Raw genomic sequence first — 21,734 nt, forward strand, 5'->3', positions numbered from 1 at the left:
TGTGCCGGAGGTTGCCGTGAAGAAGATCATCAACGATCCGGCGAACGTGGTCGCGGAGTCACTGCGGGGGCTCGCCGCCGCGCACTCCGACGTCCTGCGCGTCCAGTACGACCCCGATGTCGTCGTCCGGGCCGACGCCCCGGTCGCGGGCAAGGTCGCCGTCATCTCCGGTGGCGGCTCCGGGCACGAGCCGCTGCACGGCGGCTTCGTCGGCCGGGGCATGCTCGCCGCCGCCGTGCCCGGCGCCGTGTTCACCTCGCCGACGCCGGACGCCGTGCACGCCGCCGTCACCGCGACCACCGGCGACGCGGGCGCGCTGCTGATCGTCAAGAACTACACCGGTGACGTGCTGAACTTCGAGACGGCCGCCGAACTGGCCGCCGCCGAGGGCCTCGAAGTGCGCAGCGTCGTGATCGACGACGACGTCGCGGTCAAGGACTCGACCTACACCGCCGGCCGCCGCGGGGTCGGCGGGACGGTGCTGCTGGAGAAGATCACCGGCGCCGCCGCCGAGCGCGGGGACTCGCTCGACGCCGTGACCGCGCTGGCGCAGAAGGTGATCGCCCAGGTGCGGTCGATCGGCGTCGCGCTGACCGCGCCGACCGTGCCGCACGCCGGCACCCCGAGCTTCGAGCTCGACGACGGCGAGATCGAGTTCGGCATCGGCATCCACGGCGAGCCCGGCCGCGAGCGGATCCCGCTCGAACCGGCGGACGCGCTGGTGGCGCGGATGGTCGAGGCCGTCGTCACGGACCTGCCGTTCGCCTCCGGCGACCGCGTCCTGCTGTTCACCAACTCCATGGGCGGTACCCCGCTCGTCGAGCTGTACCTGGCCCACGGCATCGCTGAGCGCTTGCTCGCCGAGCGTGGGATCGTGGTCGAACGCCGGCTGGTCGGCCCGTACATCACCAGCCTCGAGATGCAGGGGATGAGTCTGACGTTGCTCAAACTGGACGACGAGCTGACCGAGCTCTGGGACGCCCCGGTCAACACCGCGGCACTGCGGTGGGGGCTCTGATGACCTGCAAGGCCGAGGGGGTCGCGGCGGCCGTGCGCGCCGCCGCGGCGGTGGTCGCCGAGCACCGCGTGGAACTGATCGACCTCGACCGCGCGATCGGCGACGGCGACCACGGCGAGAACCTGAACCGCGGTTTCGCCGCCGTCGTCGCGGCGCTCGACGCGGGTGCGCCGGACACCCCGGGCGGGGTGCTGAAGCTGGTCGCGACGACGCTGATCTCCAAGGTCGGCGGGGCGGCAGGCCCGTTGTACGGCACGGCTTTCCTGCGTGCGTCGGCCAAGCTGGGCACGGCCGGCGACCTCGACGTCCCGGCGCTGCTGGAGGCGTTGCGGGCCGGCCTCGAAGGCGTCCAGGCCCGCGGGAAGGCCGTCGCCGGCGACGCGACCATGGTCGACGCCCTGATCCCCGCGGTTTCGGCCGCGGAGAAGGCGGCCGGGGACGGTGGTGACGTCGCCGCGGTGCTGACCGCCGCGGCCGACGCCGCCGACCGGGGTGCGGAGTCCACAGTGGACCTGGTGCCGCGCAAGGGCCGGGCGTCCTACCTCGGCGAGCGCGCGGTCGGGCACCTGGACCCCGGCGCCCGGTCGTCGGCGCTGCTGCTGCGGGCGTTCGCGGAGGCCGCCCGGTGAGCGTGGGGATCGTGCTCGTTTCGCACAGCGCCAAACTCGCCGAGGGCCTGGCCGAACTGGCCGCCCAGATGGCGCCGGACGTCACCATCGTGCCGGCCGGCGGCCTCGCCGACGGCTCGATCGGCACCGACTACGACGAGGTCGTCGCGGCCACCCAGCGCGCCGACCGCGGCGACGGCGTCGTGCTGCTCTACGACCTCGGCAGCGCGCAGATGACCGCCGAGCTGGCCGTCGAATCGCTGGCCGACCCGTCGGCGGCCGTCGTCGCGGACGGCCCGCTGGTCGAGGGCGCGATCGCCGCCGCCGTCGCGGCCCAGTCGGGGCAGGACCGCAAGGCGGTGGCCGAGGCCGCCGCGGCGGCCGGGATCCCCGACGACCTCCAGCCCGTCGAGCCCGCGGCCGGTGAGGCGGAACTCGAGCTGGAGCTGCGCAACGACGTCGGGTTGCACGCCCGGCCCGCCGCGGTGCTGGTGCGCACGCTCAGCGGGTTCGACGCCGAGGTCACCGTCCGGCTCGGCGACCAGGAGGCCGACGGCCGCAGCGTGCTGGCCCTGATGTCGCTCGGTGCCCGTCAGGGTGACCGGATTTTCTTGCGGGCGCGCGGCCCGCAGGCCGCCGCGGCCTTGGAGAAGGCAAAGGAGCTGGTGGACGGCAATTTCGGCGAGTGAAGCGGGGTCGCCGACCGGGTGACTTGAGCGGTACTGACTCGATTCCGTCTGGGCTTCGCGCGGTTCCGCGTGGCAGTATCGGGGCAATTACCAGCGAGTAACATCTCTGGAGGCCTCGATGGCGCGGGACATCTCGACAGTCGGAGTGATCGGCCTGGGCACGATGGGGGCCGGGATCGCCGAAGTGCTCGCGCGCAGCGGGCTCGACGTCGTCACGGTCGAGCTCGACGAGGCAGGCGTCGCGCGGGGACGCGGGCACTTGCAGCACTCCACCGAGCGGGCGCTTTCCGGTGGCAAGCTGGATGCTCCGGGGCGTGACGCGCTGCTGGGCCGGATCCGTTACAGCACATCGCTTTCCGATCTGTCCGATGTGGACCTGGTGATCGAGGCGATCCCGGAGAGCCTCGAGCTGAAGGCCGACGTCTTCACCGAGCTCGACAAGATCACCCGGCCCGAGGTCGTGTTCGCGTCGAACACGTCGTCGCTGTCGATCACCGAGATCGGGGTGCACACCACGCGTCCCGGCAAGGTCGTAGGCATGCACTTCTTCAACCCGGCGCCGGTGCAGAAGCTCGTCGAGATCGTCAAGACCGTGGTGACCGAGCCCGAGGTGGTCACCGAGGTCGTCGCGTTCGCCGAGCGGCTCGGCAAGGTGCCGGTGGTGATCGGCGACCGGGCCGGGTTCATCGCGAACGCGCTGCTGTTCGGCTACCTCAACCACGCGGTGCGGATGTACGAGCAGCGCTACGCCACCCGCGAGGACCTCGACGCCGCGATGCGCTTCGGCTGCGGCTACCCGATGGGCCCGCTCGCGCTGCTCGACCTGATCGGGCTGGACACCGCGAACGAAATCCTCGACACGATGTACCACCAGTCCCGCAACCGGCTGCACGCGCCGGCACCGCTGCTGAAGCAGATGATCACGGCCGGCCTGCTCGGCCGCAAGACCGGCCGCGGCTTCTACACCTACGACGCCCCGGACTCGCCGAACGTGGTCGCGTCCGACGTCGTGTCCACTGTGGACCCCGCGCCGCCGCGGCCGGTGACCCGGGTCGGCGTGGTCGGCACCGGGACGATGGCCACCGGCATCGCGGAGGTGTTCGCGAAGCGCGGCCTCGACGTCGTGCTGCGCGCCCGGAGCCTGGAGAAGGCCCAGGCGTCGGTGGCGAAGGTGAAGAAGTCGCTCGACAAGGCCGTGGTCCGCGGGAAGCTGTCCGAAGAGGACGCTTCGGCCGCGCTGGCCCGGATCACCCCGGTGACGGACTTCGAGGCACTGGCCGACGTCGACCTGGTCATCGAGGCGGTCGCCGAGGAGCTTTCGGTGAAGCAGGCGGTGTTCGCGGCCCTGGACGAGGTGGTCCGCCCCGGCGCGGTGCTCGCCACGACGACGTCCTCGCTCCCGGTGATCGAGTGCGCGGCGGCGACCTCCCGGCCGTCCGATGTGGTCGGTCTCCACTTCTTCAACCCGGCCCCGGTGATGAAGCTCGTCGAGGTGGTCTCGACGATCGCGACCGCCCCGGACGTGGTCTCGACGGCGAGCGCGGTCTGCACGGCGATCGGCAAACACGCCGTCCACTGCGGCGACCGCGCGGGTTTCATCGTCAACGCGCTGCTGTTCCCGTACCTCAACGACGCGGTGAAGATGCTGGAGGCCCACTACGCGGAGGCGGACGACATCGACACGGCCATGAAGGTGGGCTGTGGCCTGCCGATGGGCCCGTTCGAGCTGCTGGACGTCGTCGGGCTGGACGTTTCGCTGGCCATCCAGCGGACGTTGTACCTCGAGTTCCGCGAGGAGGGCTTCGCGCCGGCGCCACTGCTGGAGCACCTGGTGACGGCCGGGCGGCTGGGCCGTAAGACCGGGAAGGGCTTCAAGGACTACTGATCAGTTCCCCAGGCTGATCGCGACGCGGCCGTACCGCGCGTCGTCGGGCTGGACCATGATCCGGCCGCGGTGGGAGACCTCGACCAGGTAGAACTTTTCGCCGGCCGGGACGTTCGGTGCGGAGAGGGAGAACACGCACGTCCCGGCACCGTTCGAGTGCCCGGTTCCCAGCGCGCCTTGGGAGAGCACAGTTCCGGCCGCGTTGTAGACAGTGACCGCCGTCCCGGTGGTGATGTCCGAGTAACCTCCGGAGCCGCCGCAGGTGCTGTAGCCGTACCCGGTGCTGTACAGCGTGAACGTGCCACTGAGGTCGAACGACTGCCCGGCGGTCACGGCCGGTGCGCTCGGCGAGTCGGCGCGGGCCAGGTCGAGGCCGACCCACAGGGCGCCCACCAAAGCGGCGCCCGCGGCGCCGGCGAGAAGCAGGTGCCAGAAGCTGGTCCGTGCCCGCGCGGGCGGTGGTACCGGCGGCGGCCACGAATCGGGGATGACGGGTTCGAACGCGTCGGTCATCGTGGCACCTCCGGTCGGCACGGTCGGGTGTGGTCCGTTCGTGCGAAAGAGGTCGGCCGGAGAGCGAGGGCTGTTACCCCCGTGCCCGGATCGTGATCACGTGGATCAGCGCCCGGCTACCTCGCCGAGGACGGGCTTCACGTCCAGGATCGGGGTGCCGTCGATGGCTTCCAGGCCGGTGACCGTGAGCGTGCCCTTGTCCGCTGCCGTCACGGTGACCGTGTGGAGGCCGATCGGGTTGGGGCGGTCCGGGGAGCGGGTCGAGAACACGCCCGTGCTCGGGCGGGCCGGGTCGCCGCGGGGGTGGACCGCTCGGACTTCGCGGTCGGCTTCGTGCAGCCACGTGAGCAGGACCAGGCGGTCGCCCGGGCGCAGGTCGGCCGCCGCCGCGTGGAAGTCGGGGGCGAAGACCACGTGGGCCGGTGGGGCGCCCTCGTCGCCCTGTTTCGGGGCGGCGGCGCGGTCGGTCAGGGGCGACCGCACGTGGGCTACCGGGCGGACCTCGTAGCTCGTCACGTGTAGTACCCCTCGACCGGCACGCGGGCCTCGTCGAACAGGGCGGGGCCGTCGAGTTCGTAGCCCCAGGTGACCGGCGGGCGCAGGGTGAGGAACTGCTCGGTCGAGAGCGCGTACACGACGCGGCCCAGCCCGGACCGCTCGATCGCGCCGGTGCACATGCCGCAGGGCTGGGTGCTGGTGTACATCGTTGTCGCCGCCGCGGTTTCCGGGTCCAGGTTCTGTGCGGCCCAGCGGGCGAGCTTCAGCTCCGGGTGGGCGGTGATGTCGTCGTCGGTCAACGACGTGTTGCGGTCTTCGGCGATGACCTTGCCGTCGGCGTCGGCCAGCAGGGAGCCGAACGGCGGGTTGCCGTGCTCCTCGCGGGCTTCGCGGGCCAGCTCGATCGCCCGCCGCAGCAGGGCCTCTTCGGTTTCCTTCACCGGTTCTCCTTCCAGGACGCGGCCACCGCCGCGAGGTCTCGCCACGCCACCTCGGGGCGGAGCGTTTCGGCCGGGTCCGTGTCGAACGGGTCGAGCACGACGGTTTCCGCGCCCAGCGCGCGCAGCTGCGTCAGGTCGTCGACGACCTGCTCGAGGGTGCCTTCACCGGCCCGCCGGTCCGGCCCGGTCACCGGGGATCCGGTCACCCGCAGCAGGATCCGCGGCGCGAAGGCGGGCACCGGCTCGTCGCCGGCCAGCTTTTCCAGCCGGGCCAGGCCTTCCCGGAACCCGGGCATCGTCAGCCGCAGCGGGTGCCACGCGTCGCCGAGCTCGATCGCGCGGCGCAGGCCGGCGTCGCTGTGGCCGCCCAGCCAGAGCGGGATCGAGCCCGCGCGGTAGTCGTCGTGGTCGGCCCAGGCCGCGCGGATCGTCCGCAGGTACTCGGTGGTGAGCTTCCCGCGTTCCCTGAACGGCACGCCCAGCGCGTCGAACTCCTGCTTCGCCCAGCCGATGCCGGCGCCGAGCACCAGCCGGCCGCCGCTCAGCGCGTCGAGGTTCGCCGCCATCCGGGCCACCAGCAGCGGATGCCGGTACGGCACGACCAGCACGGTGGTGCCGAGCCGCACCCGCTCGGTGACGCCGGCCAGCCACGACAGCGTCGTGAACGGCTCGTAGAACGGCGCCGGGTACTGCCCGGCGACGTCCGGCGTGATGGCGACGTGGTCGGACACCATCAGCAGGTCGTAGCCGAGACCTTCCACCGTCCGAGCCCACGCGCGCAGGACGCCCGGATCCGTGCCGGGACCGAAGTTGGGGACGTTCACGCCGATCTTCACGGGGAAAGGCTATCGGCGCTCCGGCCCTGATCGGAAGGAAGCAATCACGGCGTTGATCGGCTCGGGCCGTGGATCTCGCGGTAGATTCGGCGGATGACCGTGAGTCTCGATCAGACGGACTGGGCCATCCTCGTCGAGCTCCAGCGCGACGCCCGGCTGCCGCTCACCGAGCTGGGCCGCCGCGTGAACCTCAGCGCGTCCGCGACGACCGAACGGCTCCGGCGGCTCGAGGCCACCGGCGTGATCACCGGTTACCGCGCGCAGGTCGACCTCGGCAAGGTCGGCTACGCGGTGCTCGCCGTCGTCCGGCTCAAGTACCCGGGCAGCCGGCACGAGGCACTGCACAAGCTGCTCGCCGAGCGCCTCGAGATCCTCGAATGCCTGCGCACCACCGGCGACGACTGCTACACGCTCAAGATCGGCGCCGCCTCGATGGCCCACCTCGAGCACACGATGGACGAGCTCGCCCAGTTCGGCAGCACGACCACGAACGTCGTCTACAGCCAGACCCTGCCCTACCGCGGCCCGCAGGAACCCGCCCGTGACCCCGGTGCCTGAGCGCGTCGTCGTCTACGGCGTGACCGGCTCGGGCAAGTCGACGCTCGCCGCCCGCATCGCCGAGCGCACCGGCCTGCCGTACGTGTCGGCGGACGACCTCACCTGGCAGCCGGGCTGGGTGGAGGTGCCCACCGAGGAGCAGCGCCGCCGGATCGCCGAGGTGTGCGCGGGGGAGCGCTGGGTGCTCGACGCCGCGTACAGCCGGTGGCGGGACGTCGTGCTGCCGCGCGCACAGCTCATCGTCGGCCTCGACTACCCGCGCCGGCTTTCGCTGAGCCGCCTGGTGCGGCGGACGTTGCTGCGTTCGCTGACCCGGGAGCGGATCTGCAACGGCAACGTCGAATCGTTCCGGCAGATGTTCTCCCGTGACTCGATCATCCGCTGGCACTTCACGTCGTTCGCGAAGAAGCGGGCGACCATCCGGGCCTGGGCCGCCGAGCCGCCGTGCGCCGCCGTGGTCGTCCGGCTGACTTCCCCGCGCGAGGCGCGCCGCTGGCTCGGCACCCTCTGACGTCAGGCGCCCGGCGGCAGCAGCGGACCGCCGCTCCAGTGCTGGAACACCAGGTTCGTGTGGACGCGGGCCACCTCGTCCCGCGCGGTCAGCTCGTCGAGGACCAGGCGTTGCAGCTCGCCGGCCGAGCTGGTGGCGACGTGGGCGAGGAAGTCGTCCGGGCCGGTCAGGTGGTAGACCGCGCGCACCTCCGGCAGGGACAGCAGGTGCTCGATGAACGGGTCCACCAGCGGCCGCCGGTGCGGCCGGACCTGGACGAACAGGAAGGCCTCCAGCGGACGGCCCAGCTTGGCCGCGTCGACCGAGGCGTGCTGGCCGGTGATCACGCCCGTGTCGCGCAGCCGGGCCACGCGGTCGAGGCAGGTCGAGGGCGCGATGCCGACGGCGGCCGCCAGGTCCTTGTTCGTGATCCGGGCATCGTTCTGCAGCAGACGCAGAATCCGGAGGTCGACCGGACTCAGTTCGACGGAATCGGACATCGGCGAATGATATCCGAGAGTCTTGCTCTCGATCCGGGGAAAGATCGAGCATGCTCGCATGACTTCCGCGCTGCGAACCCGAGCTGTCCACGCCGGCCGTGACGATCTCACGGACCTCGGCGTGCACGCCGCTCCGCTCGACCTGTCCACGACCTACCCGTCCCGCGACAGCGCCGCCGAAGCCGCCCGGATCGACGACTTCGCCGCCGGCGGCGAGCTCGACGGCCCGCCGATCTACGGCCGGGTCGGCAACCCGACCGTCGAACGGTTCGAGCGGGCGCTCGCCGAACTCGAAGGCTTCGACCACGGCGTCGCGTTCGCCAGCGGGATGGCCGCCGTCTCGGCCTGCCTGCTTTCCGCGGTGGCGCAAGGGAAACGGCACGTCGTCGCCGTGCGCCCGCTGTACGGCTGCAGTGACCACCTGCTCGAATCCGGGCTGCTCGGCACCGAGGTCACTTGGGCCGCGCCGGACGCCGTCGCCGCCGCGCTCCGGCCGGACACCGGGCTGGTGTTCGTCGAGACGCCGGCGAACCCGACGCTGGCCGAGGTGGACATCGCCGAGCTGGCGGCGGCCTGCGGGGACGTGCCACTGGCCGTGGACAACACCTTCGCCACGCCCGTGCTGCAGCGTCCCGGCCGCCACGGCGCCCGGATGGTGCTGCACAGCGCGACGAAGTTCCTCGGCGGCCACGGCGACGTGATGGGCGGGATCGTCGCGTGCGACGCCGAAGAAGCCGCGCGGTTGCGGCAAATCCGCTTCGCCACCGGCGGCGTGCTGCACCCGCTCGCCGGATACCTGTTGCTGCGCGGGCTTTCCACGCTGCCGCTGCGCGTGAACGCCGCGTCCGCGACCGCGTCGACGCTGGTTTCCCGGCTCGCCGGGCACCCGGGCGTGAGCGCCGTCCACTACCCGCGGATCGGCGGGCCGCTGGTGGCGTTCGAGGTCGAGGGCGACCCGCACGCCCTGATCGGCGCGGTCCGGCTGATCACGCCCGCCGTCAGCCTCGGCAGCGTCGACACGCTGATCCAGCACCCCGGTTCGATCAGCCACCGGATCGTCGACGAGGGCGACCGCCGTGGTGCCGGGGTGTCCGACCAGCTGGTCCGGATGTCCGTCGGCCTCGAGGACGTCGAGGACCTGTGGGCCGACCTGGAACAGGCGCTGAAGGCGCTCTAGCCGCAGCAGCCGCCACCACAGCAGCCGCCACCGCCGGCCGGGGCCGCGGGACCGCTCGCGGCCCCGGTGAGGGCGACCGTGGTGAGCAGCTTGACGGTGTCGGAGTGCCCCTCCGGGCAGGGCGCCGGCGCACCGGATTCGCTCATCGGGCGCAGGAGCTCGAACGTCTCGGTGCACTCGCGGCAGCGGTAGGCGTAGGTCGGCATGCCGCGATTATCGCCGGACCGCCCGGCGGAAGGGAAGGCGGCCGCCGGACCGGGGATTCGCCGCTCGGACCGCCGCGCGCGCCCGGCAGTGGGAAGCTGGGCGCGTGCAGCCGCCTTCGCTCGCCGACGTCCCGCACCTCGGCCAGGTCGTCCCGTCCCTGCTCGCCGCGCTCGGGGTGCCCGGCTGCGCGAACACCCTTGCCCTGCCGGAGGTGCGCAGCGCCGGGGTGCTGCTCGTCGACGGGCTCGGCTGGGAGCTGCTCGCCGAACACGCCGCGGACGCCCCGGTGCTGACCGAGCTCGCCCGCGAGTCGCTGCGCGTCGGCTTCCCGTCGACGACGGCCGCCGGGGTGGCCGCGATCGGCACCGGGCTCGCGTCGGGCGAACACGGCATGGTCGGCTACACCTTCGAAATGCCCGGCGCGGGCGTGCTCAACGCGTTGCGCTGGTGCAGCCACGAGGACGGCAGCGACTTGCGCGGCGCCCTCCCGCCCCGCGACGTGCAGCCGCTGCCGACGACGTTCGAGCGGGCCGCCGCGGCCGGGATCGACGCCGCGGTGGTGTCCGCGGGGAAGTTCGCCGACACGGCGCTGACCCGCGCCACCCAGAGCGGAGCGCGCTACGCCGGGGTGCACGCGCTGGGCGACCTCGCCGCGCGGACGGTGGACGTGCTCGGCGGGCGGGCGTTCTGCTACTCCTACCACAACGAACTCGACCTGCTGGGCCACGTCTACGGGCCCGGCTCGACCGCCTGGCGGATGCAGCTGCGGCACGTCGACCGGCTCGTCGAGTCCATTGTGGACAACCTGCCGGCCGGGGCGCTGCTCGCCGTCGTGGCCGACCACGGGATGGTGACCGTCGACGACAAGCTCGACCTCGAAGACGTCCCGGAGCTGCTGGCCGGCGTGCGGACGTTCGGGGGCGAGGTGCGGGCCCGGCACGTCTACACCGAGCCGGGCGCGGCCGCCGACGTCCTCGCGGTCTGGCGGGCGGTGCTCGGCGAGCGGGCCTGGGTGCGCTCGCGCGAGGAAGCCGTGGCCGAGGGCTGGTTCGGGCACACGGTCAGCGACCGGGTGCTGCCGCGCATCGGCGACGTCGTCGCCGCGGCCCGGGACCGGTTCGGGATGGTGCGCGGGCTCGCGGAAGCCGTCGAGAGCTCGCTGGTCGGGCAGCACGGCTCGCTGACCACCGCCGAACAGCTGGTGCCGCTCGCGCTCGCCCAGGGTTGAGGCGTCCCCCTTTCCGGGAACGTGCCCCGGCGGGAACTTTCCCCCTTCCGGTGCCGACCTGTCCACTGCGTACCGGACTGACGGGAGTGGGCGGAATGAGCGTGCTGGACGGGATCGGGGTCGTCGGAGCGGGCGGCGAGGGACGGGCCGTGGCCGCGCACCTCGCCGCGCGGGGACTGCCCGTGCACCTCTACACGCGGGAACTGGCCGCCGTGGCGGGGATCGCGCGCTGCCGGGAGATCGTCGCGCACGGCGTGCTCGAGGGCCGGTTCCCGCTGCGGGAGGTGACTTCCGACCCGGCGGGGCTCGGTGCACGTGCCGTCGTGCTGATCGCCACCGTGACCACGGCCTACCCGGACGTTGCCGCCCGCCTCGCGCCGCACCTGCGCGCGGGCCAGGTCGTCGTGCTGTTCTCCAGCAAGCTGTGCGGGAGCGTCGAGTTCGCGCACGCGCTCGCTGCCGCCGGGGCGCCGGCCGTCGACGTCGTCGAGACCGACGCGCTCTTCGCCGCCCGGCCGGCCGGGACCGACGGGGTGACCGTGCTGGGCGCGAAGGGCTGGAACCTCATTTCCGGCAGCACTCCGGCCGCCGTCGCCCGGCGGGCCGGGCTGCTGCGCGAGTGGTTCCCGATGCTGGAGATCGCGCGCAACCCGGTGGAACGCGGGCTGCACGACTTCGGCGCGGTCGCGCACGTGCCGATCGCCCTCGCCAACCTCGGGACCATCGACCGCGCGGAGGAGCTGCTCTTCTACGTCGACGGCGTCTCGGCGCGCACGATCGCGTTGCTGGAGCGGACCGAGGCCGAGTTCGCGCTGGTCGCGCGGGCGTACGGGGCCCGGCTGATGCCGATGACCGAGGTGCTCGACCGGTACTACGGCTGCCCGGCCACGACGCTGCTGGACGCGCTGCGGACGGTGGAGCCGTACCGGACGATCGCCGCGCCGACCAGCCTCGACCACCGGTTCCTGACGGAGGACATCCGGTCGACGCTGGTGCCGCTGCAGGCGCTCGCGCGGTGCGCCGGGGTGGCCACGCCGGTGGTGGACGCCGCGATCACGATCATGTCCGTGCTCGGCGGGGAGGATTTCCGCCGGACCGGGCGAACCTTGGGGAGGCTCGGGTGGGAGGGGCTCGGCCATGAGGGGATCGTGCGCCGGCTGGGGGCCGGCGGCGGGGTGGCGGACCGGGCGGCTTGAGGTCTCGTGGGGTGGGGTGCGAGCGCGGAACCTCGCGGCGCGGGGTGGTCGGCCGGGTGGCTTCGGACCCTGGTCAGGCGGCCGGGTGGCTTACTGCCTGGCGGGGCCGGGGCGGGTGGGTCGGCGGGGCGGATTCGGCCGGGATCGCGCGGGGTGGTCGGCCGGGTGGCGTGCTGCCGGGCGGGCTGGGCGAGTGGGCCGGCGGGGGCGGATTCGGCCGGGACCGCGCGGGGCAGTGCGCGCGGGTCCGGTCGGGGTGATGTGCCGTCCCGGGAACGCGCGGGAGCCTTGGAACCTCGCGGGTGGGCAGTGGCGGCCGGATGGCGCTGATCGTGGGCAGGGGCGGGCTCGGGACGGGTGGGCCGGAGGTGGTTGCCCGCGCTGGACCCGTGGGCCGACCGGGCTGGGGAGGTGGCGCGGGCCGGACCAGCCGGTGTGGACCGGAAGCCGTCGCCTGAACCGGTGGCCGTTACCGTGGTGGTGTGCCTCGACGGAACCGTCCCGGCCGCCGGTCGGACGGTGGCTTGTCGCCTGAACGGGAGCTTGGTGGCGCTACCGGGTGGGCTCGGGCCGAGGCCGGGAGCGATGGGGACTGGCTCGTGCGGACCGTGCCCGGGTCGCAAGCCACCAAGTTCTACCGCTGCCCCGGCTGTGACCACGAGATCCGGCCCGGGACGCCGCACCTCGTGGTCTGGCCCGCCGATGACACCGGGTCCGTCGCCGACCGGCGGCACTGGCACCGGGCCTGCTGGGAGGCGCGCGCCCGGCGGCGGCCGACCCGGCGCCGGTGATCCTTCACTCTTGAGTTGTCAAACAACGGTCCGGCTCAGCGCCGGTAGTGCCTCGACATCGCGCCGTCGTACATCTCCTCCGTGTACTCCGTGAAGCCGAGGCGCTCGGCCACCCGCAGCGACGGCTTGTTCGCGATGCTCACGCTCGCCAGCACCGGCACGGTCGGCAGTTCACGAGCGCACCACTCGAGGACCGCCTGGCCGGCCTCGACCGCGTACCCCTTGCCCCACGCCGACGGCCGGAAGCGGTAGCCGAGGTTCAGCACCTTCTCGCCGTGGAACTCCCGCAGCCGGACGCCGCACATGCCGAGCACCTCGGTGCCGCCGCGTTCGAGGACCGCGGGGTAGCCGAAGCCGTGGTCGGCCCAGTGCTCCAGCCACTCCGAAAACATCGCCGACGCGCGCGGGACGTCGGGCGGATCCGGGTGGAAGCGGTTGGTGCGCGGGTCGGTGTGGATGTCGACCATCGCCTGGCGATCCGCCTCGTGGAGCGGACGCAGCAGGAGCCGGTCGGTTTCGATGTCGGTGAACACATCGGCGAAGCTAGCGCGGGGGTCCGACAAAATAGCCGGCATGACCGAACTGCCGCTGGTCCTCCTCCACGCCTTTCCGCTGGACGCCCGCATGTGGAACGCGGTGCGCGAGCCTCTCGCTTCACACCTTCGGGTGATCACCCCGGACCAGCGCGGGCTCGGCCGCTCGCCGCTGCCGGAGTCCGATCGCGAACCCAGTCTCGACGACGCCGCGCGGGACGTCGTCGCCCTGCTCGACCGGCTGGAGCTGGACCGCGTCGTGCTCGGTGGCTGCTCGATGGGCGGCTACCTCGCGATGGCCGTGCTGCGGCTGGCGCCGGAACGGGTCGGCGGGCTCGTGCTCATCGACACCAAGGCCACGCCCGACACGCCCGAGGCCGCGCAGTCGAGGCTCGACGTCGCCGCCCGCGTCGACCGGGAGGGCACCAAGCCCTGGCTGGCCGAGGCGAACCTGCCGAACCTGCTGGCGGAATCGACCCGGAACGCACGGCCCGAGCTCGTCGAGGACGTCCGCGGGATCATCGAAGCCCAGCCGCCCGCCGGCGTCGCGTGGACGGCGCTGGCGCTGCGTGCCCGGCCCGATTCGCGACAACTCCTGCGGGAATCGGACGTGCCGACGCTGGTCATCGTGGGTGAAGCGGACCCGATCACCCCGGTCGAGGCGGCGAGCGAAATGGCCGAAGCCGTCGACGGCGCCACGCTCGTGGTGCTCCCGGACGTCGGGCACCTGACGCCGCTGGAAGACCCCGCGGGCGTCGTCGAAGCGATCCTGTCCTGGTACCCCGCGACTCACGAGAAGTAGGCAGCCAGCGCGGAACGGGCTTCGGGCAGGCGGTGCGGGAACCGCTTCGCGATGACGTAGCGCCAGGCGACGGCGAACAGTTCCCGCAACCGCGTGCACACCTCGAGGTCCGCGGCGGACACCGTCTCGGGGTAGGCAGCCAGGTACTCGGGGCCGCCCTGGCGGGCCAGGACGGCGAGGTCCCAGGCGAGCGGCCCGTGCCAGGTGTCCTCGAAGTCCAGCCAGCAGGGGCCGCCGGGCGTCGCGATCAGGTTGCCGGGGTGGGCGTCGCCGTGCAGCGGGCGGCCGTCGGTGTCCGGCAGCGCGGCCGCGATCCGCGCGGCTTCGGCCGCCAGCCGGGGTGCCGCGCCGTCCATCGCGTCGCCGTGGCGCGCGAGGATGCGCTCCAGGTCGTCGAGGGGCCCGCGGCGGGGCAGTTCGCCGGGGTACTCGCGCAACGCCGAGTGCACCTCGGCGAGGGACCGCGCGACGGTGTCCGGTGCGTACCGGTGGCCCGGATCGTGCGGGGTGTGGTGCCAGAGCGTGACCGGCAGCCCGGCCGCGAAATGGGGTCCGGCCGGGGGATCCGTGGTGGGTGAGACGACGCGCACACCACGGTCCGTGAGGAACCGCGAGACCGCGACGTCCCGGGCCAGCCAAGCCGTCGGCTCCGGCCGGGCGAGCGTCGTCGTCCCCGGCACCCGCGCGACCACCGGACCCAGTCTCACCAGCACGTTCGAGCGCTCGTGGAGCACTTCGGGAACGTGCTCCGGCAGGCCCAGCCGGGTGGTCGCGGCCAGTGCCGCGCGGACCGCGTTCCGCGTGTGTTCGTCGGCCACGGCCCGATCTTGCCAGCCGGTGCGCGCGACTGTCGGTAGCGAGGGCTACGATCCCCCTAAGCCGCCGGACCGGGTGTTCCCGAGCCCCGGTGGCCGGACGATGACCACCACAAGGTTTCAAGTGTTGGAGGCAGGAGTGACGGCCGTAGCCCCCAAGCCGATCGCGACGCGCCCGTACCCCGCGCGCGAGTCGGTCAAGGGTTCGTACCTGCTGCGGTTGTTCCGCACGACGGACCACAAGCAGATCGGGATCATGTACCTGGTCACGTCGTTCGCCTTCTTCATGGCGGGCGGCGCGATGGCCATGCTGATCCGCACCGAGCTGGCGCGGCCCGGGCAGCAGTTCCTTTCGCAGGAGCAGTACAACCAGCTGTTCACCATGCACGGCACGGTGATGCTGCTGCTGTACGCGACCCCGATCCTCTTCGGCTTCGCGAACTTCGTGCTCCCGCTGCAGATCGGCTCGCCCGACGTCGCGTTCCCGCGGCTGAACGCGTTCTCGTACTGGCTGTACCTCTTCGGCGGCCTGATCGTGCTGTCGGGCTTCCTGACGCCGGGTGGCGCCGCCGACTTCGGCTGGTTCGCCTACACCCCGCTGTCGGACGCGATCCACTCGCCGGGCGTCGGCGCCGACCTGTGGATCTCCGGCCTGGTGGTCTCCGGTCTCGGCACCATCCTCGGCGCGGTCAACATGGTCACCACCGTGGTCTGCCTGCGCGCGCCCGGCATGACGATGTACCGGATGCCGATCTTCACCTGGAACATCCTGGTGACGTCGATCCTGATCCTGCTCGCCTTCCCGATCCTGACCGCGGCCCTGATGGGCCTGCTGGCGGACCGGCACCTCGGGGCGCACGTGTTCGACCCCGAAAACGGCGGCGTGATCCTCTGGCAGCACCTCTTCTGGTTCTTCGGCCATCCCGAGGTCTACATCGTCGCGCTACCGTTCTTCGGGATCGTGTCGGAGATCTTCCCGGTGTTCAGCCGCAAGCCGCTGTTCGGCTACAAGAGCCTGGTCTGGGCGACGCTGGCCATCGCGGCGCTGTCGGTCGCGGTGTGGGCGCACCACATGTACGCCACCGGCGCCGTGCTGCTGCCGTTCTTCTCCTTCATGACGTTCCTGATCGCCGTCCCGACCGGCATCAAGTTCTTCAACTGGATCGGCACGATGTGGAAGGGCCAGCTGTCCTTCGAGACGCCGATGATCTTCTCGATGGGCTTCATCGTCACGTTCCTCTTCGGCGGCCTGACCGGCATCCTGCTGGCCGCGCCGGCGATCGACTTCCACGTGTCGGACAGCTACTTCGTCGTCGCGCACTTCCACTACGTGCTCTACGGCACGATCGTGTTCGCCACCTTCGCCGGCATCTACTTCTGGTTCCCGAAGATCACCGGCCGGATGATGGACGAAAAGCTCGGCAAGTGGCACTTCTGGACCACGTTCATCGGCTTCCACGGCACGTTCCTCGTCCAGCACTGGCTCGGCGCGGAGGGCATGCCGCGGCGGTACGCGGACTACCTGACCAGTGACGGCTTCACCACGCTGAACACGATCTCCACGATCGGCGCGTACATCCTCGGTGCCTCGACGCTGCCGTTCATCTGGAACGTCTTCAAGAGCTACCGGTACGGCGAGATCGTCACGGTGGACGACCCGTGGGGCTACGGCAACTCGCTCGAGTGGGCGACCTCCTGCCCGCCGCCGCGGCACAACTTCACCGAGCTGCCCCGGATCCGCTCCGAGCGGCCGGCGTTCGAGCTGCACTACCCGCACATGATCGAGCGGCTCCACAGCGAGGGCGAGATCGGCTTCTTCGGCAAGCAGAAGGTCAACAGCCACGCGGCGCCGTCGCAGCTGCTGACCGAAGCGGTGATCCCCGGAGACCACTCCAAGGACAACGCCAGCGAGCAGGGCGACAAGTAAGCACCTGATCGAGTGAGCGCGTGCCCGGCTTTTGTGAAGCCGGGCACGCGCTCTACTTTTGTCCGACCCCGGACCGGCAGACTGACCGTGCAGCGTTGCCGAACGAGGGATGACCAGTGACCCAGACCCCCGTCCTGATCACGACGACCGGCCCCGACAAGCCGGGTGTCTCGTCCGTGCTGTTCGCCGTGCTGACCCGGCACGACGTCGACGTCCTCGACGTCGAGCAGGTCGTCATCCGCGGGCAGCTGGTGCTCGGCGTGCTCGCCGGGGTCTACCGCGACCCCGAGGGCCTGCAGGAGACGGTCGAGCAGGCGATGGCGTCCGTCGGCATGCAGGTCGACGTCAAGATCGGGTCGGCGATCGGGGACGACCCGTTCGCGCTGGGCCGCCGCGACTCCACCCACGTGCTGGTGGTGCTCGGCCGCCCGGTCACCGCGCGGGGCTTCTCCGAGGTCGCGCGCCGGCTGGCCTCGCTCGGCGCCAACATCGACGCGATCCGCAGCGTCGCCGACTACCCCGTGACCGGGCTGGAGCTGTACGTCTCGGTCGACCGGGACACCCCGGAAGCCGACACCGCGCTGCGCTCGGAGCTCGCCGACGCCGCCGTCGAGGCGGGGGTCGACATCGCCGTGGAGCGCGCCGGGATCACGCGCCGGGCCAAGCGGCTGGTCGTCTTCGACGTCGACTCGACGCTCATCCAGGGCGAGGTCATCGAGATGCTGGGCGCGCACGCCGGGGTCGAGCCGGAGATCCGCGAGATCACCGAAGCGGCCATGCGCGGCGAGCTCAACTTCAGCGAGTCGCTGGAACGGCGGGTCGCGTTGCTGGAGGGCCTGCCGGCGACGGCCATCGACGAGGTCGCCGCGTCGATCGAGCTGACCCCGGGCGCCCGCACCACGATCCGCACGCTCAAGCGGATGGGGTTCAAGACCGGCGTCGTGTCCGGCGGGTTCACCCAGGTCATCGGGGGTCTGGTGGAAGAGCTGGGCCTCGACTTCGCGGCGGCGAACGAGCTCGAGATCGTGGACGGCAAGCTCACCGGGAAGGTCATCGGCGAGGTCGTCGACCGGGCGGGCAAGGCGAAGGTGCTTCGCCGCGTCGCCGGCGAGTACGACATCCCGCTGGAGCAGTGCGTGGCGGTCGGGGACGGCGCCAACGACATCGACATGCTGTCGGCCGCGGGCATGGGCGTCGCGTTCAACGCCAAGCCCGCGCTGCGCGAGGTGGCCGACACGGCGCTGTCGCACCCGTACCTCGACGCGGTGCTGTTCGTGCTCGGGCTGACCCGCGGCGAGGTCGAAGCGGCCGACGCCGCCGACGGGCTCGAGCTGATGCGTCCGTGAGCAGCGTTCTCGACCCCCTTGGCGCCCGCTACGCCTTCTGGCTGGGGCTTCCGCCCGAAGACACGTCGGACACCTCCGACGAGGTCCCGGAAGAAGTCCGCGCGATGCCGGTGATCCTGCGCATCGAACGCGCCGAGCCGCCGGGCCGCACGCCGTTGCTGGAAGCCGCGGCGGCGGCCGCGCTGGCCGTGTGCCTCGACGAGCGCGCCCAGCCGGGCGGCGAGTGGGCGGAGCCGATGCACGCGTGGCTCGACAACCGGATCCGGAAGGTCGCGCGGCGGGCCCGGGGCGCGCACTGGGCCGCGGTGCAGGACCTGCCGGGCGTCACCGTCGAGGTCGACGGCGCCGAAGCGCGAGCCCTCGTCCCGGGCCTGATCACCGAGACGCCCAAGGAAGTCGCGCGGCTGCAGATCTCGGGCAGCGAACTGCCGCCGGACGAGCCGGGGCCGATCCCGGACGGGGTGCCGTTGCTGCTGCTCAACCCGCACGTGCCGATGACCGTCGGCAAGGCTTCGGCACAGGTCGGCCACGCGACGATGATCCTCGCCGCGCTGCTCGACGACGCCGCGCTCGCCGGCTGGGCCGCGCGCGGCTACCGGACCGCCGTGCGCACCGCGAGCCCCGTGCAGTGGAAGGAACTGCACCCCGGCGACGACCCCGAGGGCGCGTGGCGGCGGGACCGCGTCATCGCCGTGCGGGACGCCGGGTTCACCGAGGTCGATCCGGGCACCATCACGGTTCTCGCCCAGTGGGCGCCGGAACAAGCGGCTCCCTGAGCCGGTTGGAGCGGGCATGGGACTCGAAGTTCAACGCGACGGGCAGCACGCGTTCGTGGGGCGCAATGATCGGGGCGCGGAGGTCCGGCTGGGCCGCGCGGGCGCCGAAGGGGCTTTCTCGCCCGCCGAACTGCTGCAGATCGCGGCCGCGGGCTGCAGCGCGGTGACCGCCGAAGAGCTGATCACGCGACGGGTCGGCGAGGACTCGAAGTTCCGCGTCACCGTCACCGCGGATCGGCGTGAAGGGGCTTCGGAACTGGACGCCGTGCACGTCGCTTTCGACGTCGACGTGTCGACATTGGCGGCGGATCAGCGGGAAGCGCTGGCCGGCGCCGTGGACCGCGCGATCGAGCGGCTGTGCACGGTGAGCCGGACGCTCAAGAAGGGGATTCCGGTGACGGAGGAGTTCCCGGGCGCCTAGTTCTGCGCGGATTCCCAGACGACGTAAGCCTGGTCGGCGTCGGTCGTCATGGCCTCGATGAACTTCTCGTTGTCGAAGCCCGGCAAGGACTGCAGGCGCTCGATGAGCGCGTCGGCCGCCGGGTCGCCGCTCGGGACCGCGGTGCCCTTGCCGTCGGTGCCCACCAGCATGAAGAACACGTCTTCGTTCCACGGGCCGTCGGGGATCACCCGGACCATCACCGACGACAGGCCGGCCCACGTGACAGCTTCTTCGCTGCCGTCCGCGAGGCGCCGCCGCACGCCGGTGTCGTCGACACTGACGGTCCGGGACTGTGCGCTGGACGAATCCTGGGTCAACCGGTGCTCCCTTTATTGCTTCGGTTGCTTCACCGTACCGGTCGGTGCTGTGGACCGCGTCACGCGGGCGCGGCTGCGTCGAGCCGGCGCAGCGCTTCGCGCACCACCTTCGGGTCCATCGTCGGCCAGAACGGCGGCAGCGACGCACGGAGGAATCCGCCGTAGCGGGCGTTCGCCAGCCGCGAATCCAGCACCGCGACCACCCCGCGGTCGGTGACCGAACGGTGCAGCCGCCCGGTGCCCTGTGCCAGCAGCAGCGCCGCGTGCGTGGCCGCGACGGTGAGGAACCCGTTGCCGCCGCGGGCTTCCACAGCGCGCTGGCGGGCCGATGACACCGGGTCGTCCGGGCGCGGGAACGGGATCCGGTCGACCACCACGAGCTGCAGCGACGGCCCCGGCACGTCCACGCCCTGCCACAGGCTGAGCGTGCCGAACAGGCACGTGCGGACGTCCTCGGAGAACTTCTGGACCAGCAGCGACGTCGAATCCTCGCCCTGGCAGAGGATCGGGAAGTCGAGCCGTCCGCGCATCTCCTCGGTGGCCTGCTTGGCCGCCCGCATCGACGAGAACAAGCCCAGCGTGCGCCCGCCCGCGGCCTCGATCAGCTCGGCCAGTTCGTCCATTGTGGACGACGCAAGCCCGTCGCGGCCCGGCGGCGGCAGGTGCTTGGCCAGGTAGAGGATGCCGTTGCGCTTGTGGTCGAACGGCGAGCCGACGTCCAGCCCGAGCCACTTGGGGCCGGTGCCGGCGTCCGACGGCGCTTCCTTCTCCGTCGCGGCTCCGGGTGCCTGCTCGACGCGCGCCGCGGCCGGCGGGAGACCCCATTGGCGCGCCATGGTGTCGAACGTGCCGCCGAGGGTGAGCGTCGCCGAGGTCAGGATCGTCGTGTGCTGGTTGAACACGCGCTCGCGCAGCAGGCCGGCGACGCCGAGCGGCGCCACCTTCAACGCCGGCGGGCGCGGGTTCGACGAGAACTTGTCGCCGGACAGCCAGACGACGTCGCGCTGGTGCGCCTGGTCGTCGTCGAACGCCTCCAGCAGCCGGACGGCGGTGTCGTGCACCTCGTCGAGCAGCGAGCGCGCCAGCTTGCGCGCGGTCGCGCCCTCGACGTCCTCCTTGCGATCCGAGCCCAGCGCCGTGATGCACCGGTGCGCGGCGTCGCGGATCGCCGGGATCGCGCCCTTCAGCGGCTGCGGCAGCTCGTCCATCCGGCCCGCGGGCAGGTCGTCGATGATCAGGGCCAGCCCGTCACCGGCCTCCAGGAGGCCGTCGGCGACGTCGGCGTCGATGAGCTTGCCGCAGCGGCGGGCGGCCGACGCGCACATCGCGCTGGTCAGCTCGCCGGTGGCGACCGAGGTGACGCGGTCGACCAGTTCGTGGGCCTCGTCGATGATCACCACGTCGTGGTCCGGCAGCACCTGGTAGCCCTGCAGGGCGTCGATCGCCAGCAGCGCGTGGTTGGTGACGATGACGTCGGCGCGGCCGGCCTCGGCGCGGGCCTTCTCGGCGAAGCAGTCCGTGCCGATCGGGCAGCGCGAAGCGCCGAGACATTCCTTCGCCGTCACGGAAACCTGGCGCCACGCCTGGTCCGTGACGCCGGGGACGAGCTCGTCGCGGTCGCCGGTTTCGGTGTCCGACGCCCACTCCCGCAGCCGCGTGACCTCCTTGCCCAGCCTCGACACCGCGAACGGGTCGAAGAGCTGCGCGTCCTCCGGCTCGTCCGGCGCGCCGGAATCCAGCCGGTGCAGGCACATGTAGTTGCGGCGGCCCTTGAGGATGGCGAAGGTCGGTTCGCGGCCCAGCGGCTTCTTCAGCGCCTTCGCCAGGCGTGGCAGGTCGCGGTCGACCAGCTGGCGCTGCAGCGCGATCGTCGCCGTGGACACGACGACCGTGGCTTCCTTCTGGACGGCGTGGCGGATCGCGGGCACGAGGTACGCCAGCGACTTGCCGGTGCCGGTGCCCGCCTGCACGGCCAGGTGCTCGCCGGTGCGGATCGCGCGGCCGACGGCGTCCGCCATTTCGACCTGCCCTGGGCGCTCGGCACCCCCGACGGACTCCACCGCGTGGGTGAGGAGTTCGAGGACGCCGGGGAAATCAGTTCGAGCGGGCACAGCGACACACATTAGCCGCCGGGACCGACAG

At 72.1% G+C, this 21,734-nt stretch carries 25 protein-coding genes; 15 read left to right on the forward strand and 10 right to left on the reverse strand.

All coding sequences use genetic code 11. The features are described from left to right. The first annotated feature begins 16 nt into the window (after positions 1-16). From dhaK to SD460_RS14615, 4 genes are all read left to right on the forward strand, one after another. The gene (gene dhaK, locus SD460_RS14600) at positions 17-1,018 is read left to right on the forward strand and encodes a dihydroxyacetone kinase subunit DhaK (RefSeq protein ID WP_290059053.1); all 1,002 of its coding nucleotides are present in this window, start codon (positions 17-19) and stop codon (positions 1,016-1,018) included. Next, entirely contained in the window at positions 1,018-1,647 is a 630-nt protein-coding gene (gene dhaL / locus SD460_RS14605) for a dihydroxyacetone kinase subunit DhaL (protein ID WP_290059052.1), read from the forward strand. Before dhaK ends, dhaL begins: the two co-directional genes overlap by 1 nt. Further along, entirely contained in the window at positions 1,644-2,315 is a 672-nt protein-coding gene (dhaM, locus tag SD460_RS14610; protein WP_318306243.1) for a dihydroxyacetone kinase phosphoryl donor subunit DhaM, read from the forward strand. Before dhaL ends, dhaM begins: the two co-directional genes overlap by 4 nt. Before the next feature lie 118 nt (positions 2,316-2,433). Next, the gene (locus tag SD460_RS14615; protein WP_290059049.1) at positions 2,434-4,200 is read left to right on the forward strand and encodes a 3-hydroxyacyl-CoA dehydrogenase family protein; all 1,767 of its coding nucleotides are present in this window, start codon (positions 2,434-2,436) and stop codon (positions 4,198-4,200) included. Here SD460_RS14615 and SD460_RS14620 read toward each other — a convergent pair whose 3' ends face one another. The 4 genes from SD460_RS14620 to SD460_RS14635 form a co-directional block, all read right to left on the reverse strand. After that, positions 4,201-4,713 carry a hypothetical protein gene (locus tag SD460_RS14620; RefSeq protein WP_290059048.1) on the reverse strand — a complete coding sequence of 171 codons (513 nt, stop codon included), beginning with the start codon at positions 4,711-4,713 and terminating at the stop codon, positions 4,201-4,203. A gap of 105 nt (positions 4,714-4,818) precedes the next feature. After that, a complete protein-coding gene (gene tsaA / locus SD460_RS14625) occupies positions 4,819-5,229 on the reverse strand; it encodes a tRNA (N6-threonylcarbamoyladenosine(37)-N6)-methyltransferase TrmO (RefSeq protein WP_290059047.1) in 411 nt (136 codons plus the stop codon). Then, positions 5,226-5,651, reverse strand: a complete 426-nt coding sequence (locus SD460_RS14630) for a nucleoside deaminase (protein ID WP_290059046.1) — start codon at positions 5,649-5,651, stop codon at positions 5,226-5,228. The genes tsaA and SD460_RS14630 overlap by 4 nt, the downstream gene beginning before the upstream one ends. Beyond that, the gene (locus SD460_RS14635; RefSeq protein WP_290059045.1) at positions 5,648-6,487 is read right to left on the reverse strand and encodes an LLM class flavin-dependent oxidoreductase; all 840 of its coding nucleotides are present in this window, start codon (positions 6,485-6,487) and stop codon (positions 5,648-5,650) included. Before SD460_RS14635 ends, SD460_RS14630 begins: the two co-directional genes overlap by 4 nt. Before the next feature lie 93 nt (positions 6,488-6,580). Between SD460_RS14635 and SD460_RS14640 the strand changes: the two genes are divergently transcribed. Continuing rightward, on the forward strand, positions 6,581-7,045 hold the full coding sequence (locus SD460_RS14640) for an Lrp/AsnC family transcriptional regulator (protein ID WP_290059044.1): 465 nt from the start codon (positions 6,581-6,583) through the stop codon (positions 7,043-7,045). After that, positions 7,029-7,556, forward strand: coding sequence for a P-loop NTPase family protein (locus SD460_RS14645; RefSeq protein ID WP_290059043.1), 528 nt, complete (start codon positions 7,029-7,031; stop codon positions 7,554-7,556). The genes SD460_RS14640 and SD460_RS14645 overlap by 17 nt, the downstream gene beginning before the upstream one ends. Positions 7,557-7,558: 2 nt before the next feature. Here SD460_RS14645 and SD460_RS14650 read toward each other — a convergent pair whose 3' ends face one another. Then, positions 7,559-8,035 carry an Lrp/AsnC family transcriptional regulator gene (locus SD460_RS14650; RefSeq protein WP_290059042.1) on the reverse strand — a complete coding sequence of 159 codons (477 nt, stop codon included), beginning with the start codon at positions 8,033-8,035 and terminating at the stop codon, positions 7,559-7,561. Positions 8,036-8,093: 58 nt separating this feature from the next. On the opposite strand from SD460_RS14650, the gene SD460_RS14655 reads away from it, so the two are divergent. After that, a complete protein-coding gene (locus SD460_RS14655) occupies positions 8,094-9,212 on the forward strand; it encodes a trans-sulfuration enzyme family protein (protein ID WP_290059041.1) in 1,119 nt (372 codons plus the stop codon). On the opposite strand, the gene SD460_RS14660 is transcribed toward SD460_RS14655, so the two are convergent. After that, positions 9,209-9,418, reverse strand: a complete 210-nt coding sequence (locus tag SD460_RS14660; RefSeq protein WP_125312985.1) for an FmdB family zinc ribbon protein — start codon at positions 9,416-9,418, stop codon at positions 9,209-9,211. The two genes, SD460_RS14655 and SD460_RS14660, sit on opposite strands and share 4 nt — an antisense overlap. 104 nt (positions 9,419-9,522) lie before the next feature. Between SD460_RS14660 and SD460_RS14665 the strand changes: the two genes are divergently transcribed. From SD460_RS14665 to SD460_RS14675, 3 genes are all read left to right on the forward strand, one after another. After that, a complete protein-coding gene (locus SD460_RS14665) occupies positions 9,523-10,647 on the forward strand; it encodes an alkaline phosphatase family protein (protein WP_290059040.1) in 1,125 nt (374 codons plus the stop codon). A 95-nt stretch (positions 10,648-10,742) separates the two neighbouring features. Then, positions 10,743-11,843, forward strand: coding sequence for an NAD/NADP-dependent octopine/nopaline dehydrogenase family protein (locus SD460_RS14670; RefSeq protein ID WP_318306244.1), 1,101 nt, complete (start codon positions 10,743-10,745; stop codon positions 11,841-11,843). A 482-nt stretch (positions 11,844-12,325) separates the two neighbouring features. Then, positions 12,326-12,634, forward strand: a complete 309-nt coding sequence (locus SD460_RS14675) for an Rv1322 family protein (protein ID WP_290053679.1) — start codon at positions 12,326-12,328, stop codon at positions 12,632-12,634. A 35-nt stretch (positions 12,635-12,669) separates the two neighbouring features. Here SD460_RS14675 and SD460_RS14680 read toward each other — a convergent pair whose 3' ends face one another. Further along, complete coding sequence (locus SD460_RS14680; RefSeq protein ID WP_290053678.1) at positions 12,670-13,209, reverse strand: GNAT family N-acetyltransferase; 540 nt, start codon at positions 13,207-13,209, stop codon at positions 12,670-12,672. On the opposite strand from SD460_RS14680, the gene SD460_RS14685 reads away from it, so the two are divergent. Beyond that, entirely contained in the window at positions 13,208-13,969 is a 762-nt protein-coding gene (locus SD460_RS14685; protein WP_290053676.1) for an alpha/beta fold hydrolase, read from the forward strand. The two genes, SD460_RS14680 and SD460_RS14685, sit on opposite strands and share 2 nt — an antisense overlap. On the opposite strand, the gene SD460_RS14690 is transcribed toward SD460_RS14685, so the two are convergent. Next, positions 13,957-14,787, reverse strand: a complete 831-nt coding sequence (locus tag SD460_RS14690; protein WP_290053672.1) for a phosphotransferase — start codon at positions 14,785-14,787, stop codon at positions 13,957-13,959. The genes SD460_RS14685 and SD460_RS14690 overlap by 13 nt on opposite strands. Before the next feature lie 136 nt (positions 14,788-14,923). Between SD460_RS14690 and ctaD the strand changes: the two genes are divergently transcribed. The 4 genes from ctaD to SD460_RS14710 all read left to right on the forward strand — a co-directional run bounded on the left by ctaD (position 14,924) and on the right by SD460_RS14710 (position 19,254). Then, positions 14,924-16,711 (forward strand): aa3-type cytochrome oxidase subunit I, encoded by a 1,788-nt coding sequence (gene ctaD, locus SD460_RS14695; protein ID WP_290053670.1) that lies wholly within the window; start codon positions 14,924-14,926, stop codon positions 16,709-16,711. 116 nt (positions 16,712-16,827) lie between these two features. Further along, a complete protein-coding gene (serB, locus tag SD460_RS14700) occupies positions 16,828-18,057 on the forward strand; it encodes a phosphoserine phosphatase SerB (protein ID WP_290053668.1) in 1,230 nt (409 codons plus the stop codon). Beyond that, the gene (locus tag SD460_RS14705) at positions 18,054-18,833 is read left to right on the forward strand and encodes a peptidyl-tRNA hydrolase (protein ID WP_290053665.1); all 780 of its coding nucleotides are present in this window, start codon (positions 18,054-18,056) and stop codon (positions 18,831-18,833) included. Before serB ends, SD460_RS14705 begins: the two co-directional genes overlap by 4 nt. Positions 18,834-18,849: 16 nt before the next feature. Further along, a complete protein-coding gene (locus SD460_RS14710) occupies positions 18,850-19,254 on the forward strand; it encodes an OsmC family protein (RefSeq protein ID WP_290053663.1) in 405 nt (134 codons plus the stop codon). Here the strand turns inward: SD460_RS14710 and SD460_RS14715 are convergent. Next, positions 19,251-19,592 carry a hypothetical protein gene (locus SD460_RS14715; protein WP_290053660.1) on the reverse strand — a complete coding sequence of 114 codons (342 nt, stop codon included), beginning with the start codon at positions 19,590-19,592 and terminating at the stop codon, positions 19,251-19,253. The two genes, SD460_RS14710 and SD460_RS14715, sit on opposite strands and share 4 nt — an antisense overlap. A 59-nt stretch (positions 19,593-19,651) precedes the next feature. Further along, complete coding sequence (locus tag SD460_RS14720) at positions 19,652-21,703, reverse strand: ATP-dependent DNA helicase (RefSeq protein WP_290053658.1); 2,052 nt, start codon at positions 21,701-21,703, stop codon at positions 19,652-19,654. Between the last annotated feature and the right edge of the window lie 31 nt (positions 21,704-21,734).

The sequence above is a fragment of the Amycolatopsis solani genome (assembly GCF_033441515.1).
Taxonomy (GTDB): Bacteria; Actinomycetota; Actinomycetes; order Mycobacteriales; family Pseudonocardiaceae; genus Amycolatopsis; species Amycolatopsis solani.